The organism is Sulfitobacter sp. TBRI5, assembly GCF_051013555.1.
GTDB lineage: Bacteria > Pseudomonadota > Alphaproteobacteria > Rhodobacterales > Rhodobacteraceae > JL08.
Window position 1 is genome coordinate 3,160,136 of the sequence record NZ_CP112884.1, and the last position, 13,558, is coordinate 3,173,693.

Genomic DNA, 13,558 nt, shown 5'->3' on the forward strand with positions numbered 1-13,558 from the left:
GCGCGCCAGCGCTAGTGCGTGGTGGTGCCCGAAAACACATGGATCACGACAATCCCGCCGATAATCATCGACAGACCCAGTATTGCAGGCAGGTCAAGCCGCTGGCCAAAGACGATAAAGGCAATCAGCGCAATGGACACGATGCCCAGACCCGACCAGATCGCATAGACGATGCCCACAGGCATGTATTTCAGCGTCACCGCCATCAGATAGAAGGACAGCGCATAGGCGATCACCACAATGACCGAAGGCCAGAACCGCGAAAACTGGGCGCTGGCCTGCAACGCGGTTGTCCCGATTGTTTCGGCAATCACCGCGATGAACAGATAAAGATAGTGAACGGGCATGATGCCTCCCTAAAGCGGTAATTCGGTGGTGTCCTTGATCTGTTCCATTACGAAACTGGCCGACACATCCGACAGGGGGACGCGCCGGATCAGGTTCTGGTACAGCCGGTCATACCCCGCCATATCCGCAACCCGCGCGCGGATCAAATAATCTAGATCGCCGGTCATGCGGTAGACGCCCAGAATTTCGGGCATGGACTGGGTCGCTGCCGAAAACGTGCGCAGCCAGTTGGGTTCGTGTGAATTGGTGCGGATTTGCAGGAACACCATTAGCCCCAGCCCCAGTTTTTCCGGTGACAGCAAGGCGACGCGCTTTTCAATGACGCCCGCATCCTCCAGCGCCTTGATCCGGCGCCAGCAGGCGTTGCGCGACAGGTGCACCCGTTCGCCCAGCGTATCAAGCGATTGCGTGGTGTCGCGTTGCAGTTCTTGCAGTATGCGGCGATCTATTTCATCAAATGTCATCACAAATTGCCTTATCGCGGGAAATTATCACAAGATAAAGCAGAATAAACTGATATTTGGGACATATGTTCAAGCTGTTTTTTCTAGTTTGTCGGCACCACTCACGGATCGGAGCGCGACATGTTTAACCGGATATTTTTGGATCACCCGCAAAGCGTAGATGAATCATTTTTTCAGCATATGCTGTTTGCGCTGAAATTTTCCGGCGCATTGTTTGCAGCGGCCGGCGCCGCGTTGGTGCATGCGTTTGTCCCTTGCGCGTTTGAAAAGACGGCAAGCGGCATCATCGAGAAGCTGCACCACCGGATGCATAACCGAACCCATTAATTGAAAAAGCCGCCCCCGGGGTGTGGGACGGCTTTTCCAGTTGATACCTGAGCGGGGCCATTGCTGGCCCCGTTTTTTTATCCGGATTTATCCGGCCAGGGCCTTGTTCAGGTTTTCATCTACCTTTTCAAGGAACCCCATTGTGGTCAGCCATTTCTGATCGGGTCCGACCAGCAGCGCCAGATCCTTGGTCATGTCGCCGCTTTCTACGGTGTCGACAACGACCTTTTCCAGCGTGGTGGCAAAGTTCATCAATGTGTCGTTGCCATCCAGTTTGGCGCGGTGCTTCAATCCGCCGGTCCAGGCATAGATCGACGCGATCGAGTTGGTCGATGTTTCCTCGCCTTTCTGGTGCTGGCGGTAATGGCGCGTCACGGTGCCGTGGGCGGCTTCGGCCTCGACGGTTTTGCCATCGGGTGTCATCAGCACCGAGGTCATCAGGCCCAGCGAACCAAAGCCTTGGGCCACGGTGTCGGACTGGACGTCGCCATCGTAGTTTTTGCAGGCCCAGACATAACCGCCGTTCCATTTCATCGCGCAGGCGACCATGTCGTCGATCAGACGGTGTTCATAGGTGATGCCCGCCTTTTTGAACTTGTCTTCGAATTCTTCCTCATAGACCTTCTGGAACAGCTCCAGGAACCGGCCATCATATTGCTTGAGAATGGTGTTCTTGGTCGACAGGTACACCGGCCAGCCCAGCGACAGGCCATAGTTCATGGACGCGCGGGCGAAATCGATGATTGATTTGTCCAGATTGTACATCGCCATGACAACACCGGAATCGGGCGCATCGAACACTTCGCGTTCAATTTCGCTGCCATCATCGCCGACGAATTTGATCGTCAGCTTGCCCTTGCCGGGAAATTTGAAATCGGTGGCGCGGTACTGATCGCCAAAGGCATGACGGCCGACAACAATCGGTTTGGTCCAGCCGGGCACAAGGCGGGGCACGTTCTGGCAGATGATCGGCTGGCGGAAAATCACGCCGCCCAGAATGTTGCGGATTGTGCCGTTGGGGCTGCGCCACATCTGTTTCAGGCCGAATTCTTCTACCCGCGCCTCGTCCGGCGTGATGGTCGCACATTTGACGCCAACGCCGTATTTCTGGATGGCATGGGCGGAATCAACGGTGATCTGGTCATCGGTTTCATCGCGTGCCTGAATGCCCAGATCGTAATATTTCAGATCGATATCGAGATAAGGCAGGATCAGTTTCTTCTTGATGAAATCCCAGATGATGCGGGTCATTTCGTCGCCGTCGAGTTCGACGACGGGATTGTCCACCTTGATCTTGGTCATGGGTGCGGTCCCTTTGCTGTAGGTTGAATCACTTGCGCGCGGTCTAGCGCACTTCTTGCGGGCTGGAAAGACTGTATACCAATGTATACCGGTGACGAGATGTCGCGGTGTCAGTGCGACGAGGGTTCAAAGAAGCCTGCCAGTCGCGGTTGCAGCCACGCCCAAAGCCGCGGCGCGCCGCGCTGAACCTTGGCCCCGACACGGGTTTGCAGTTGATCGGCCGTCACGTTGTAATCGCGCCATGTGCCGCCGCCGCTTTGCAGGTTGCTGTTCACGGGCTGAATGCGATCAATGCTTTTGGCGAAAATGGCATCATCGCTTTCGGCCGCTTCAAATTCTTCCCACAAGGCGCGAAAACTGTCGCGCTGATCAGGCGGAAGAAGCCCGAATATACGTTCGGCGGCCTGTTGTTCGATCACTTCCATTTCCAGCGGATCATGATCGCCGTGAATGGGGTTGTCGCCCGCATCGATTTCCACAATGTCATGCACCAGCAACATTTTGATAACGCGGTTTACGTTGACGGGACGATCGGAATGTTCGGCCAGAACCAAGGCGTAAAGGGCAATGTGCCAGCTGTGTTCGCCCGAATTTTCCGGGCGCGATCCGTCATTCAGGGTGGTTCCGCGCAGAACCGATTTCAGTTTGTCAGCTTCGTTCAGAAACGCGAACTGTCGGTCCAGCCGGTCAGTCATCTGACGGCAGGCCCGCTTCTTTCCGGCGTTTGGACAGGATCATGCGGGCGCGTTCTTCGGCGCGGCGCACGCGGATGGCCGTCATGTACGCCTCTTCCAGAGTCTGGGAAAAGCCGCCAAGCGCCGCGGACAGTTCGGCGATCACATCATCCTTGCCGGTGGCGTGCAGAATTTCCATCGTCTGCAACGCCAGTTCGTCGGCAATATCATTGGTCAGGGACATATCAGCGCGATGTCTCGGTCAGGCGGCGTTTCACGTAATCGGTTGTGTTGGAAATCAACGTATCCATGTGCGGCGGTTCAAAGAAATGGCCGGCCCCTTCGATTTCCTGATGGGTGATCGTGATGCCCTTTTGTTCATGCAGCTTGTTGACCAGAGACACGGTATCGGCGGGCGGGGCGACGCGATCCGCACTGCCATTGATGATCAGACCCGAAGACGGGCAGGGCGCCAGAAAGGAAAAGTCATACATGTTGGCCGGGGGTGACACGCTGATAAAGCCGGTGATTTCAGGACGGCGCATCAAAAGCTGCATTCCGATCCACGCACCAAAGCTGAAGCCTGCGACCCAGCAATGTTTGGAATTGTTGTTCATCGACTGCAGGTAATCGAGGGCCGAGGCCGCATCGCTCAACTCTCCGATGCCCTGATCATATTCGCCCTGGCTGCGACCGACACCGCGGAAATTGAACCGCAATACGGTAAAACCCATGTTGTAAAACGCGTAGTGCAGGTTGTAGACAACCTTGTGATTCATCGTGCCGCCGAATTGCGGGTGCGGGTGCAGGATGATCGCGATGGGCGCGTCTTTTTCTTTTTGCGGGTGATAGCGGCCTTCGAGGCGGCCTTCGGGTCCGGGAAAAATAACCTCGGGCATGTGCGTCCTTGTTCATGACACCAAGGCGCGCTGAATTCTTGACGAAATCGCTAAGGCACCTTAGAACTGTTCTAATCTATTCGACCGCAGCGATGCGGTAGCTTGCGGGACTTAAGCGCTACGGCGCGGAAGGTCAAGAATTCAGACGGCTTTTGCAGGCCAGAGGGCGTTAAACATGAAACTATCGACCAAAGGGCGTTATGCAATGGTGGCGCTGGCCGATCTGGCGCTGACATCGGGCGACAAGCTGGTGACGCTGGGCGAGATCTCGGAACGACAGGACATTTCGCTGCCCTATCTTGAGCAGTTGTTCGTCAAGTTGCGGCGCGCCGGGCTGGTGGCATCGGTGCGCGGACCCGGCGGGGGCTATCGGCTGGCGAGACTTCCATCGGAAATACGCGTTGTGGACGTGCTTTCGGCCGTGGATGAAACGGTTGACGCGATGCACAAGGGGGCAGGGGTATCAGGCGCGCTGTCGGGCAGCCGCGCACAGTCGCTGACCAACAGGTTGTGGGAAGGATTGAGCGCGCAGGTCTATGTGTTTTTGCACCAGACCCGGCTGTCGGACGTGATTGAAAACGAACTGGCGCCCTGTCCGGCGGTGCCGAACCTGTTTGCGATTGTGGATGATTAGGGCGACGGGGTTTTGAGTATTTTTGGACAAATGAAGCGATGAAGCGCACCTATCTGGATCACAATGCGACAACGCCGCTGCGCGCCGAGGCGCGGGCGGCGATGTGTGCGGCGATGGATGTGGTGGGCAATCCGTATTCGGTTCATGCTGAGGGGCGGGCGGCGAAAGCCCTGATCGAAAACGCGCGCGGACAGATTGCCCAGGCCTTGGGGGCGGGGGATGCGGATATCGTGTTCACGTCGAGCGCGACCGAGGCGGCGGCGCTGGCCTGTGCCGGGCGCGGACTGCATGGCGGCGAAATTGAGCACGAGGCGGTGCTGGCGTGGGTTAAGCCGGATCTGCCGGTTGACGCAAAGGGAAAAGCGGATGTTGCGGATGCGGCGCAGACCGCGCTGCAACTGGCCAATTCGGAGACCGGCATTCTGCAGGACATACCGGTAGGACTGGCCGTATGCGATCTGACGCAGGCGTTTGGCAAGGTGCCGCTGCGGTTTGACGAACTGGGCGTCGATATGGCGATTGTCTCGGCGCATAAACTGGGCGGACCCAAAGGCGTCGGCGCGCTGGTGTTGCGGCGCGGGCTGGATATTGCAGCCCAGATCAAGGGCGGCGGGCAGGAAATGGGCCGCCGGTCCGGGACGGAAAACACCATCGGCATTGCCGGATTTGGCGCGGCGGCAACGGCTGCGGTTGCGGATGTGGCGGCGGGGCGGTGGGAAAAAATCGGCCAGTTTAGAAATATTCTAGAAAAGGCTCTTGAGGCTGGCGTAAATAAGACTATTTTTGTCGGGAAAGCCGTGGGACGTTTGCCCAACACCTCTTGCTTCGCGGCCCCCGGCTGGAAAGGCGAGACGCAGGTGATGCAGATGGACCTGTCCGGATTTGCCGTTTCGGCAGGTTCGGCCTGTTCCAGCGGCAAGGTGCGGGCCAGCCGTGTGCTGCGGGCGATGGGGTACGGCGACGAGGTTGCGGGCAGTGCGATCCGGGTGTCGCTGGGGCTTGAGACGCAGGAAGACGATGTTGTCAGGTTTGCAGAAACCTGGCTGGACAAAAGACACAAACATGCGCGCCGGGCGGCGTGACCGAAGCGGGAGTATCGATTATGGCAGCACTGGACAACACAACCGTCAAGGAAGGTGTGGATCAGGACACCGTCGATGCGGTGCGCGAGGTTGGCGGCAAGTACAAATACGGCTGGTCGACCGATGTCGAAATGGAATACGCGCCCAAAGGACTGACGCCCGATATCGTGCGGCTGATTTCCGAAAAGAACGGCGAACCGCAGTGGATGACCGATTGGCGGCTTGAAGCTTATGAACGCTGGCTGACCAAGGAAGAGCCCGATTGGGCGATGGTCGATTATCCTGAAATCGACTTTCAGGACCAGTATTATTACGCGCGCCCCAAAAGTTTTGAAGTCAAACCCAAGTCTCTGGACGAGGTCGATCCGAAATTGCTTGCGACCTATGAAAAGCTGGGCATTCCGCTGAAAGAGCAGATGATCCTTGCCGGTGTCGAGGGTGCCGAGGACATGCCCGCCGAGGGCCGCAAGGTGGCGGTTGACGCGGTGTTTGATTCCGTATCGCTGGGTACGACCTTTCAGGATGAGTTGAAAAAAGCGGGTGTGATTTTCTGTTCGATTTCCGAAGCGATCAAGGACCATCCCGAACTGGTGCGCAAATATCTGGGATCGGTGGTGCCGGTGTCGGACAATTTCTACGCAACGCTGAACAGCGCCGTGTTTTCGGACGGATCGTTTGTCTATGTGCCGCCGGGCGTGCGCTGCCCGATGGAGCTGAGCACCTATTTCCGGATCAATGCGGAAAACACCGGCCAGTTCGAACGCACGCTGATCATCGCCGACAAGGGCAGCTATGTGTCTTATCTGGAAGGATGTACCGCACCGCAGCGCGATATTTCGCAACTGCACGCCGCCGTGGTGGAAATCATCATCGAGGAAGACGCCGAGGTGAAATACTCCACGGTGCAGAACTGGTATCCCGGCGACGAGAACGGCAAGGGCGGGATCTATAACTTCGTGACCAAACGCGCCGATTGCCGTGGCGACCGCGCCAAGGTGATGTGGACGCAGGTGGAAACCGGGTCTGCGGTGACGTGGAAATATCCGTCCTGCATCCTGCGAGGCGATGACAGCCAGGGCGAGTTCTATTCGATTGCCATTGCCAACAATTACCAGCAGGCCGACACCGGCACCAAGATGATCCATCTGGGCAAGAACACCAAAAGCCGGATCGTGTCCAAGGGGATCAGCGCGGGCCACGCGCAGAACACTTATCGCGGATTGGTGTCGATGCACCCCAAAGCCAAGGACAGCCGGAACTATACGCAGTGCGACAGCCTGCTGATCGGCGGAAATTGTGGCGCGCACACGGTGCCCTATATCGAGGTGAAGAACAATTCGTCCCGCGTGGAGCACGAGGCGACCACATCCAAGGTGGATGATGATCAGCTGTTTTACTGCCGCAGCCGTGGCATGGACGAGGAAGAGGCCGTGGCGCTGGTGGTGAACGGGTTTTGCAAGGACGTGTTGCAGGCGCTGCCGATGGAATTTGCTATGGAAGCGCAGCAGCTGGTTGCGATTTCGCTGGAAGGCAGCGTTGGGTAATGTCGCACAATGATCCGTCGTTGAAGCCGGCAGATCGCATTCGGCTTGGACATCCATCACGGTTGCACCCCGAGACACAGGAATTGACGTTTCTGGTAATCGGGCTGTTTGCGGTATTTGCGGTGATGATGGCCCATGACGAAATTGTGCAGAACCTTGTTGCGACAGGCTGGATCGTGGCCGCGCAGGCCGAAAAATACGAGCTTGTTGTTGGTGCGGTCCTGCTGGTTGTTTGGAGCGCCATCATTGTGCGCCTGGTCGGGATTGTGCGGCGTGCCCGCAGCCCTGAAAATGTGGACGGCTGACATGAAACCCGACGCGACCGACAGGCCAGTGCTAACCTTTCCGCAGGCGGTGTCGGATTGGGTGCGCACCCACTATGAGGCGGCATCGGTAATCCTTGAATACGGTACGGGCGGTTCCACTATTATGGCATCGGAAATGCCTAACAAAAAGGTGTTTTCTGTAGAGTCCGACAAGAAATGGTGTGCCAAAATCCAAGCATACCTGGATGCATCCAGCCCGGCATCTCCTGTCGTTCTGTACCATGCTAATATCGGCAAGACAGAAAAATGGGGCAGCCCAGTTGAAGGCGGCGCGTGGCGGCGGTTTCACCGGTACCCCAATTCCGTGTGGGACCTTCCGGAATTCGAAGCACCTGATTTGGTGTTGGTGGACGGGCGCTTTCGTGCGGCCTGTCTGATCACCACCTGGTTGCGGACGGAAAAACCGGTGACGGTTCTGTTTGATGACTATGTGGACCGCAAGCAATACGCCAAGGTTGAACGCTGGATCAAACCGGTCGAATGTTGCGATCGCATGGCCCGGTTCGAGTTGGAGCCAACCGATTTTCCACGCAGGGATATGACAGATATCCTTGCGTTTTACACGAAACCCTTCTGAGGCCGCTATGGCCAAAACCGAAATAAGACGAGGCAAGACATGTTAGAAATCAAAGACCTGCACGTGCAACTTGAAGAAGAAGACAAGCAAATCCTGAAAGGTGTGAACCTGACGGTGGATGCGGGCAAGGTGCATGCCATCATGGGGCCGAACGGGTCGGGCAAATCCACTCTGTCTTATGTTCTTTCGGGCAAGGACGGCTACGAGGTGACAGCCGGGTCGGCCACGTTGGACGGGGCCGATATTCTGGATATGGAACCGGAAGAGCGCGCGGCGGCGGGGCTGTTTCTGGCGTTCCAGTACCCTGTTGAAATTCCCGGTGTGGGCAACATGACGTTCCTGCGCACGGCCGTTAATGCCCAGCGCAAGGCGCGCGGGCAGGACGATATGAGCGCAGCAGAATTCCTCAAGGTGATCCGTGCCAAGGCCAAGGAACTTCAGATTGATGCGGATATGCTGAAACGCCCGGTTAATGTCGGCTTTTCCGGCGGGGAAAAGAAACGCAATGAAATCCTGCAGATGGCAATGCTGGAACCGAAAATGTGCATTCTTGACGAAACGGATTCCGGTCTGGACGTCGATGCGATGAAACTGGTGGCATCCGGTGTCAACGCGCTGCGCGATGCGGGGCGCGGATTTCTGGTGATCACCCATTACCAGCGTTTGCTGGATCACATCAAACCCGATGTCGTTCATATCATGGCCGATGGCCGCATCGTGAAAACCGGTGGACCTGAACTGGCGCTTGAAGTCGAAAACAACGGCTACACGGATATTCTGGCAGAGGTGGCGTAATGGGCCTGCCGGAATTGAAACAGACCACGACCGAGGCGCGAGTGAACGCGCTTGCGATGCCACAGGGCGGATGGAGCATGACGGCGCGCACAGCCGCATTGTCGCGTGTTCAAACCATGGGGCTGCCATCGCGGCGCGATGAATACTGGAAATTCACCCGCCCCGATACGCTGACAGCGGTGGACGCGCCGGATGCCGCGGCACTCGATCCCGAAGAAAAGCCGGTGTTCGGCGATATCGACCGGTTGAAGATCGTGTTTGTGGACGGCGTTTTTGATGCCGACGCATCGGATGATCTGACGCTGGAAGGTGTCAGTATCGAACGCCTTGCCGCCGTTGCGGACAAGGATATCCACTGGGCCAAGGATCTTTACGGTGTATTGGAAACCAACGGCCAGACACCGGTGCACCGCCCGCTGGCGGCGCTGAATACGGCCTTTGCGACAGACGGTGTTCTGATCCATGTAACGGGGCGTGTTTCGCGCCCGATCAGCCTGATCTATCATCATGTGTCGACCACGTCGGATGCCATTCTGCACCATGTGATCAAGCTGGAAAAAGGCGCCGATGTCACGGTGCTTGAAAACGGGCCAGCCGCGGCGCGGTTCAACAAGGTGATGGAAATCGACATTGCCGATGGCGCCGGCTTTCACCATGTGCGCGCGCAGGGGCGCGATCACGACCGGCGCGCGGCGACGCACATGTTCGCGCGTCTGGGCGAAAACAGCACGTTCAAATCCTTTACGCTGACGGCAAACGGCGTTCTGACACGCAATGAATGCGTGATCGAACTGACCGGTGATGATGCGGTGGCCCATGTGGCCGGTGCCTGCGTTGGCGATGGTGATTTCCATCACGATGATACGGTGTTCATCACCCATGACGCAGTGAATTGCGAAAGCCGTCAGGTGTTCAAAAAGGTGCTGCGCAACGGCGCGACAGGTGTGTTTCAGGGCAAGATTCTGGTGAAACAGCATGCCCAGAAAACCGACGGCTACCAGATCAGCCAATCCTTGCTGCTGGATGGCGACAGCCAGTTTCTGGCCAAACCCGAGCTTGAGATCTATGCCGATGATGTTGTGTGTTCGCATGGCAGTACATCGGGCGCAATTGACGAGGATGCGTTGTTTTATCTGCGCTCGCGCGGGGTGGACGAAAAGCAGGCCACCGATCTGCTGACGCTGGCCTTTCTGGCAGAAGCGGTCGAAGAGATCGAAAACGAGGCATTGGCCGAAGATGTTCTGGCGCGCCTTGAAGCGTGGCTGGCCCGTCGAAGCTGATGCCTGTCAGCCGCGATATCGCAGCGACGTATCGCGGCCCGCGCAAAGTGGTGCAGCGCCTGCTGGACATGGGACAGCGCGAAGATCGCGCGCTGATCTTTGTCATGGCGGCCTGTGTTATCACCTTTATCGCGCAGTGGCCGTATCTGGCACGCAGGGCGCATCTGGAAGATGTCGAACTGAACGGGTTGCTGGCCGGTTCGTTGATGGCATGGATTATTGTGGCACCCTTGCTGCTTTATGTTCTGGCATGGTTCAGTCATGTACTGGCCAGACTGGTGGGCGGTAAAGGCAGCTATTACAGTGCCCGTATCGCATTGTTCTGGGCCTTTCTTGCGACCAGTCCCCTGATGCTGTTGCACGGTTTGATGCGCGGTTTTATCGGAATGGGGACACAGGAACAGATCATCGGTCTGGTCTGGCTGGGCTGTTTCCTGTGGTTCTGGCTGGCCGGATTGTGGCAGGCAGAGCGGGCATGACGCTGACGGTTCCATACTGGCGCGATCTGGCGATTGAAACATTGCGCGCCCCTGCGCAGGCCGCAGAGCGGGTGATGGCCTTTCAATTGCCGCGCGATGTGTTGTGGCTGGCCCTGTTGCTGGTCGCGGTGCTGAACACGATTGTCTACATGGTGACAAATATTCTGGTGCCCACACCATCGCCCTTGCCTGGTGCGTTTCAAAGCCCGGTTGTGTTCCTGTTCATCGTTGCAGGTGGTCTGGTTCTGACGGTGCACGCGCTTTACTGGACGGGGCGTGCTCTGGGCGGAACCGGCGAACTGGGTGATATTCTGGTTCTGATGATCTGGTTGCAGGCGCTGCGTGTCGCCTTGCAGGTGATCACGCTGGTCCTGCTGATCCTTGCCCCGGTTCTGGCTGCCTTTGTGGTGATGGCTGCCGCGCTGTGGGGCATCTGGATACTCGTGAATTTTATCAACACGGCGCATCATCTCAACTCTTTGCCGCGCGCGGCAGGGGTGTTGGTGGCCGCAATGCTGGGCCTTGCGCTTGGCCTGTCTTTCTTCTTGTCCCTGATCGGGGCCACACTATTGGGATCTGTTGCCTATGTATGATGTAGAAAAAATCCGCTCCGATTTTCCGATCCTGTCACGCACTGTGAACGACAAACCGCTGGTCTATCTGGACAATGGCGCGTCAGCGCAAAAACCGCAGGTGGTGATTGATGCGGTAACACACGCCTATTCGCATGAATATTCCAATGTTCACCGTGGCTTGCATTACCTTTCGAACCTTGCGACCGACCAGTATGAACGGGTCCGTGGCATTGTTGCGACCTTTCTGAACGCCGGATCGGAAGACGAGATCGTGTTCAATTCCGGCACCACCGAAGGCATCAATCTGGTGGCTTATGGCTGGGCCATGCCGCGGATGCAGGCGGGCGATGAGATTATTCTGAGCGTGATGGAACACCACGCGAATATCGTGCCATGGCATTTCCTGCGCGAGCGTCAGGGTGTGGTAATCAAATGGGTCGATACCGATATCAACGGCGATCTGGACCCGCAGGCAGTGATCGATGCCATTACACCGCGCACCAAACTGATTGCAATCACGCAGCTTTCCAATGTGCTGGGCACCAAGGTTGATGTGAAAACCATCACGGCGGCGGCCCATGCAAAGGGCGTTCCGGTTCTGGTGGACGGGTCACAGGCGGCGGTGCACATGCCGGTGGATGTGCAGGATCTGGATTGCGATTTCTACGCGATTACCGGGCACAAGCTATATGGCCCGTCGGGATCGGGCGCGATTTTCATCAAATCGGAACGGATGGCGGAAATGCGCCCCTTTATCGGCGGCGGCGACATGATCCGCGAGGTCAGCAAGGAAGAGGTGACCTATAACGATCCCCCGATGAAGTTCGAGGCGGGCACACCCGGTATCGTGCAGACCATCGGCTTTGGCGTGGCGCTGGAATACATGATGGGGCTGGGGATGGACAATATTCTGGCCCATGAAAACGCCCTGCGTGATTACGCGCGCACCCGTCTGGACGGTTTGAACTGGTTGCAGGTTCAGGGGCAATCTGTTGATAAGGCTGCGATTTTCAGCTTTACATTGGACGGGGCCGCACATGCACACGATATTTCAACCGTGCTGGACAAAAGGGGCGTTGCTGTGCGGGCGGGCCATCACTGTGTCGGTCCGTTGATGGATCATCTGGGTGTCACCGCCACATGCCGCGCGTCTTTCGGGCTTTATAACACCACAGCCGAAGTCGATGTTCTGGTGGATGCGCTGGAACTGGCGCATGATCTTTTTGCCTAGGCGTGATAGGCGGGGTGGAAAAGGAACACTTTCAATGCCACGTCTGATCTTTGCCGCAACTTTCATCCTGCTTGCTCCCCTGACTGTCCAGGCTGATATCCAGCCGCAAAGCGGCACATGGGCCAGCGCTGTCGAGTTTGTGGACCAGACCGGATGCCCGCCGCAAATGGTTACTCAGTTGCAGGCCAACATGGCTGGCGGCCATGTCGGGCCGATCATCTTTCCCGAACCGTTTGATCCGGTCGCGCTGCAAGGCGCAGACATTCAGTTTACCTGGACAAAGCTGGACGAAAACGTCTGGCAGGGGGTTTTCAGCGATATATCCGACAGCGGCATGGGCGATATTATTGCCGTGTCGAAATCCGTGGTGACGGTCGTCGATCCGACGCATATCGAACAGGATGCGGAAATGAACGTGACTCTGCCCGAAGCGATGGCCAAAATGGCAGGAATGGCATCATCCACCTGCGTGGTGCGCAGCAAGGTCTTTCACGCGCGACAGCCCTGACAGGTTTTTAAGATTGCAGGCTGTGCGGGGCAACGCTATACCCCGCGACATGGACCCATAGCTCAGCTGGATAGAGCGCTGCCCTCCGAAGGCAGAGGCCAGAGGTTCGAATCCTCTTGGGTCCGCCATGTATCTGTATTTTTATGTTTATATACAATGATTTAGCGTTTTGTGGCGTTACTCTGTCCCCCGTAATGTCCGCCAATTGAGTTTTGAATGGCGTGAATTTTTTGCCTTCACTCTGGCTGCAAGAGAATTTTCCAACAAACATGATGCTGCGCCACTATTTAGGCGCATTGTAAAGATAAGAGTTTTGATGCTGAAGGCCCACACCTCAGCAAACAAGAACGGTCCGCCGCAACTCCCGAATTTCATTTTGAAGTGGCGGGCCGCTTCGTCTCCAAAGACGCTATGATTTTAGGCGCTGGCGACTGCAAAACCTAGCAAAGACGATTTTGGATCAAGTTGCTCAGTTCGCCGCATAAGATTTGTCTGAATGATGGGGGTAGCAAC

Annotated in this window: 18 protein-coding genes and 1 tRNA gene; 13 read left to right on the top strand and 6 right to left on the bottom strand. The window is 56.9% G+C overall.

All coding sequences use genetic code 11. The features are described from left to right. Positions 1 to 11: 11 nt before the first annotated feature. Complete coding sequence (locus tag OLX72_RS15850) at positions 12 to 347, bottom strand: DMT family transporter (RefSeq protein WP_114870214.1); 336 nt, start codon at positions 345 to 347, stop codon at positions 12 to 14. A 9-nt stretch (positions 348 to 356) separates the two neighbouring features. Then, a complete protein-coding gene (locus tag OLX72_RS15855; RefSeq protein ID WP_433989063.1) occupies positions 357 to 812 on the bottom strand; it encodes an Lrp/AsnC family transcriptional regulator in 456 nt (151 codons plus the stop codon). Positions 813 to 950: 138 nt separating this feature from the next. Between OLX72_RS15855 and OLX72_RS15860 the strand changes: the two genes are divergently transcribed. Next, complete coding sequence (locus OLX72_RS15860; protein WP_368073739.1) at positions 951 to 1,139, top strand: DUF6356 family protein; 189 nt, start codon at positions 951 to 953, stop codon at positions 1,137 to 1,139. 87 nt (positions 1,140 to 1,226) lie between these two features. Here OLX72_RS15860 and OLX72_RS15865 read toward each other — a convergent pair whose 3' ends face one another. The 4 genes from OLX72_RS15865 to OLX72_RS15880 all read right to left on the bottom strand — a co-directional run bounded on the left by OLX72_RS15865 (position 1,227) and on the right by OLX72_RS15880 (position 4,014). Continuing rightward, positions 1,227 to 2,441 carry an NADP-dependent isocitrate dehydrogenase gene (locus tag OLX72_RS15865; protein ID WP_114870211.1) on the bottom strand — a complete coding sequence of 405 codons (1,215 nt, stop codon included), beginning with the start codon at positions 2,439 to 2,441 and terminating at the stop codon, positions 1,227 to 1,229. A 110-nt stretch (positions 2,442 to 2,551) separates the two neighbouring features. Further along, on the bottom strand, positions 2,552 to 3,136 hold the full coding sequence (locus tag OLX72_RS15870) for an HD domain-containing protein (RefSeq protein ID WP_433989064.1): 585 nt from the start codon (positions 3,134 to 3,136) through the stop codon (positions 2,552 to 2,554). Beyond that, on the bottom strand, positions 3,129 to 3,359 hold the full coding sequence (locus OLX72_RS15875; protein ID WP_114870209.1) for a hypothetical protein: 231 nt from the start codon (positions 3,357 to 3,359) through the stop codon (positions 3,129 to 3,131). Before OLX72_RS15875 ends, OLX72_RS15870 begins: the two co-directional genes overlap by 8 nt. 1 nt (position 3,360) lies before the next feature. Further along, positions 3,361 to 4,014 carry an alpha/beta hydrolase gene (locus tag OLX72_RS15880; protein ID WP_114870208.1) on the bottom strand — a complete coding sequence of 218 codons (654 nt, stop codon included), beginning with the start codon at positions 4,012 to 4,014 and terminating at the stop codon, positions 3,361 to 3,363. 175 nt (positions 4,015 to 4,189) lie between these two features. Here OLX72_RS15880 and OLX72_RS15885 point away from each other — a divergent pair, with 175 nt between their 5' ends. From OLX72_RS15885 to OLX72_RS15940, 12 genes are all read left to right on the top strand, one after another. Continuing rightward, complete coding sequence (locus OLX72_RS15885; RefSeq protein ID WP_433989065.1) at positions 4,190 to 4,648, top strand: Rrf2 family transcriptional regulator; 459 nt, start codon at positions 4,190 to 4,192, stop codon at positions 4,646 to 4,648. A 38-nt stretch (positions 4,649 to 4,686) separates the two neighbouring features. Beyond that, positions 4,687 to 5,730, top strand: coding sequence for a cysteine desulfurase family protein (locus tag OLX72_RS15890; protein WP_433989066.1), 1,044 nt, complete (start codon positions 4,687 to 4,689; stop codon positions 5,728 to 5,730). 20 nt (positions 5,731 to 5,750) lie between these two features. Further along, positions 5,751 to 7,274 carry a Fe-S cluster assembly protein SufB gene (gene sufB / locus OLX72_RS15895; protein ID WP_433989067.1) on the top strand — a complete coding sequence of 508 codons (1,524 nt, stop codon included), beginning with the start codon at positions 5,751 to 5,753 and terminating at the stop codon, positions 7,272 to 7,274. Continuing rightward, positions 7,274 to 7,579, top strand: a complete 306-nt coding sequence (locus OLX72_RS15900) for a hypothetical protein (protein WP_433989068.1) — start codon at positions 7,274 to 7,276, stop codon at positions 7,577 to 7,579. Before sufB ends, OLX72_RS15900 begins: the two co-directional genes overlap by 1 nt. A 1-nt stretch (position 7,580) precedes the next feature. Next, on the top strand, positions 7,581 to 8,177 hold the full coding sequence (locus OLX72_RS15905; protein ID WP_433989069.1) for a hypothetical protein: 597 nt from the start codon (positions 7,581 to 7,583) through the stop codon (positions 8,175 to 8,177). Positions 8,178 to 8,216: 39 nt separating this feature from the next. Then, positions 8,217 to 8,972 carry a Fe-S cluster assembly ATPase SufC gene (gene sufC / locus OLX72_RS15910; RefSeq protein WP_433989070.1) on the top strand — a complete coding sequence of 252 codons (756 nt, stop codon included), beginning with the start codon at positions 8,217 to 8,219 and terminating at the stop codon, positions 8,970 to 8,972. After that, positions 8,972 to 10,252 carry a Fe-S cluster assembly protein SufD gene (sufD, locus tag OLX72_RS15915; protein WP_433989071.1) on the top strand — a complete coding sequence of 427 codons (1,281 nt, stop codon included), beginning with the start codon at positions 8,972 to 8,974 and terminating at the stop codon, positions 10,250 to 10,252. Before sufC ends, sufD begins: the two co-directional genes overlap by 1 nt. Beyond that, positions 10,252 to 10,731, top strand: coding sequence for a YIP1 family protein (locus OLX72_RS15920; RefSeq protein WP_433989072.1), 480 nt, complete (start codon positions 10,252 to 10,254; stop codon positions 10,729 to 10,731). Before sufD ends, OLX72_RS15920 begins: the two co-directional genes overlap by 1 nt. Further along, positions 10,728 to 11,324 (top strand): Yip1 family protein, encoded by a 597-nt coding sequence (locus OLX72_RS15925; RefSeq protein WP_433989073.1) that lies wholly within the window; start codon positions 10,728 to 10,730, stop codon positions 11,322 to 11,324. Before OLX72_RS15920 ends, OLX72_RS15925 begins: the two co-directional genes overlap by 4 nt. After that, positions 11,317 to 12,537, top strand: a complete 1,221-nt coding sequence (locus OLX72_RS15930) for a cysteine desulfurase (protein ID WP_433989074.1) — start codon at positions 11,317 to 11,319, stop codon at positions 12,535 to 12,537. Before OLX72_RS15925 ends, OLX72_RS15930 begins: the two co-directional genes overlap by 8 nt. Positions 12,538 to 12,571: 34 nt before the next feature. Beyond that, entirely contained in the window at positions 12,572 to 13,045 is a 474-nt protein-coding gene (locus OLX72_RS15935; protein ID WP_433989075.1) for a hypothetical protein, read from the top strand. Positions 13,046 to 13,096: 51 nt separating this feature from the next. Then, positions 13,097 to 13,173 (top strand) — tRNA-Arg (locus tag OLX72_RS15940). The last annotated feature ends 385 nt before the right edge of the window (positions 13,174 to 13,558 follow it).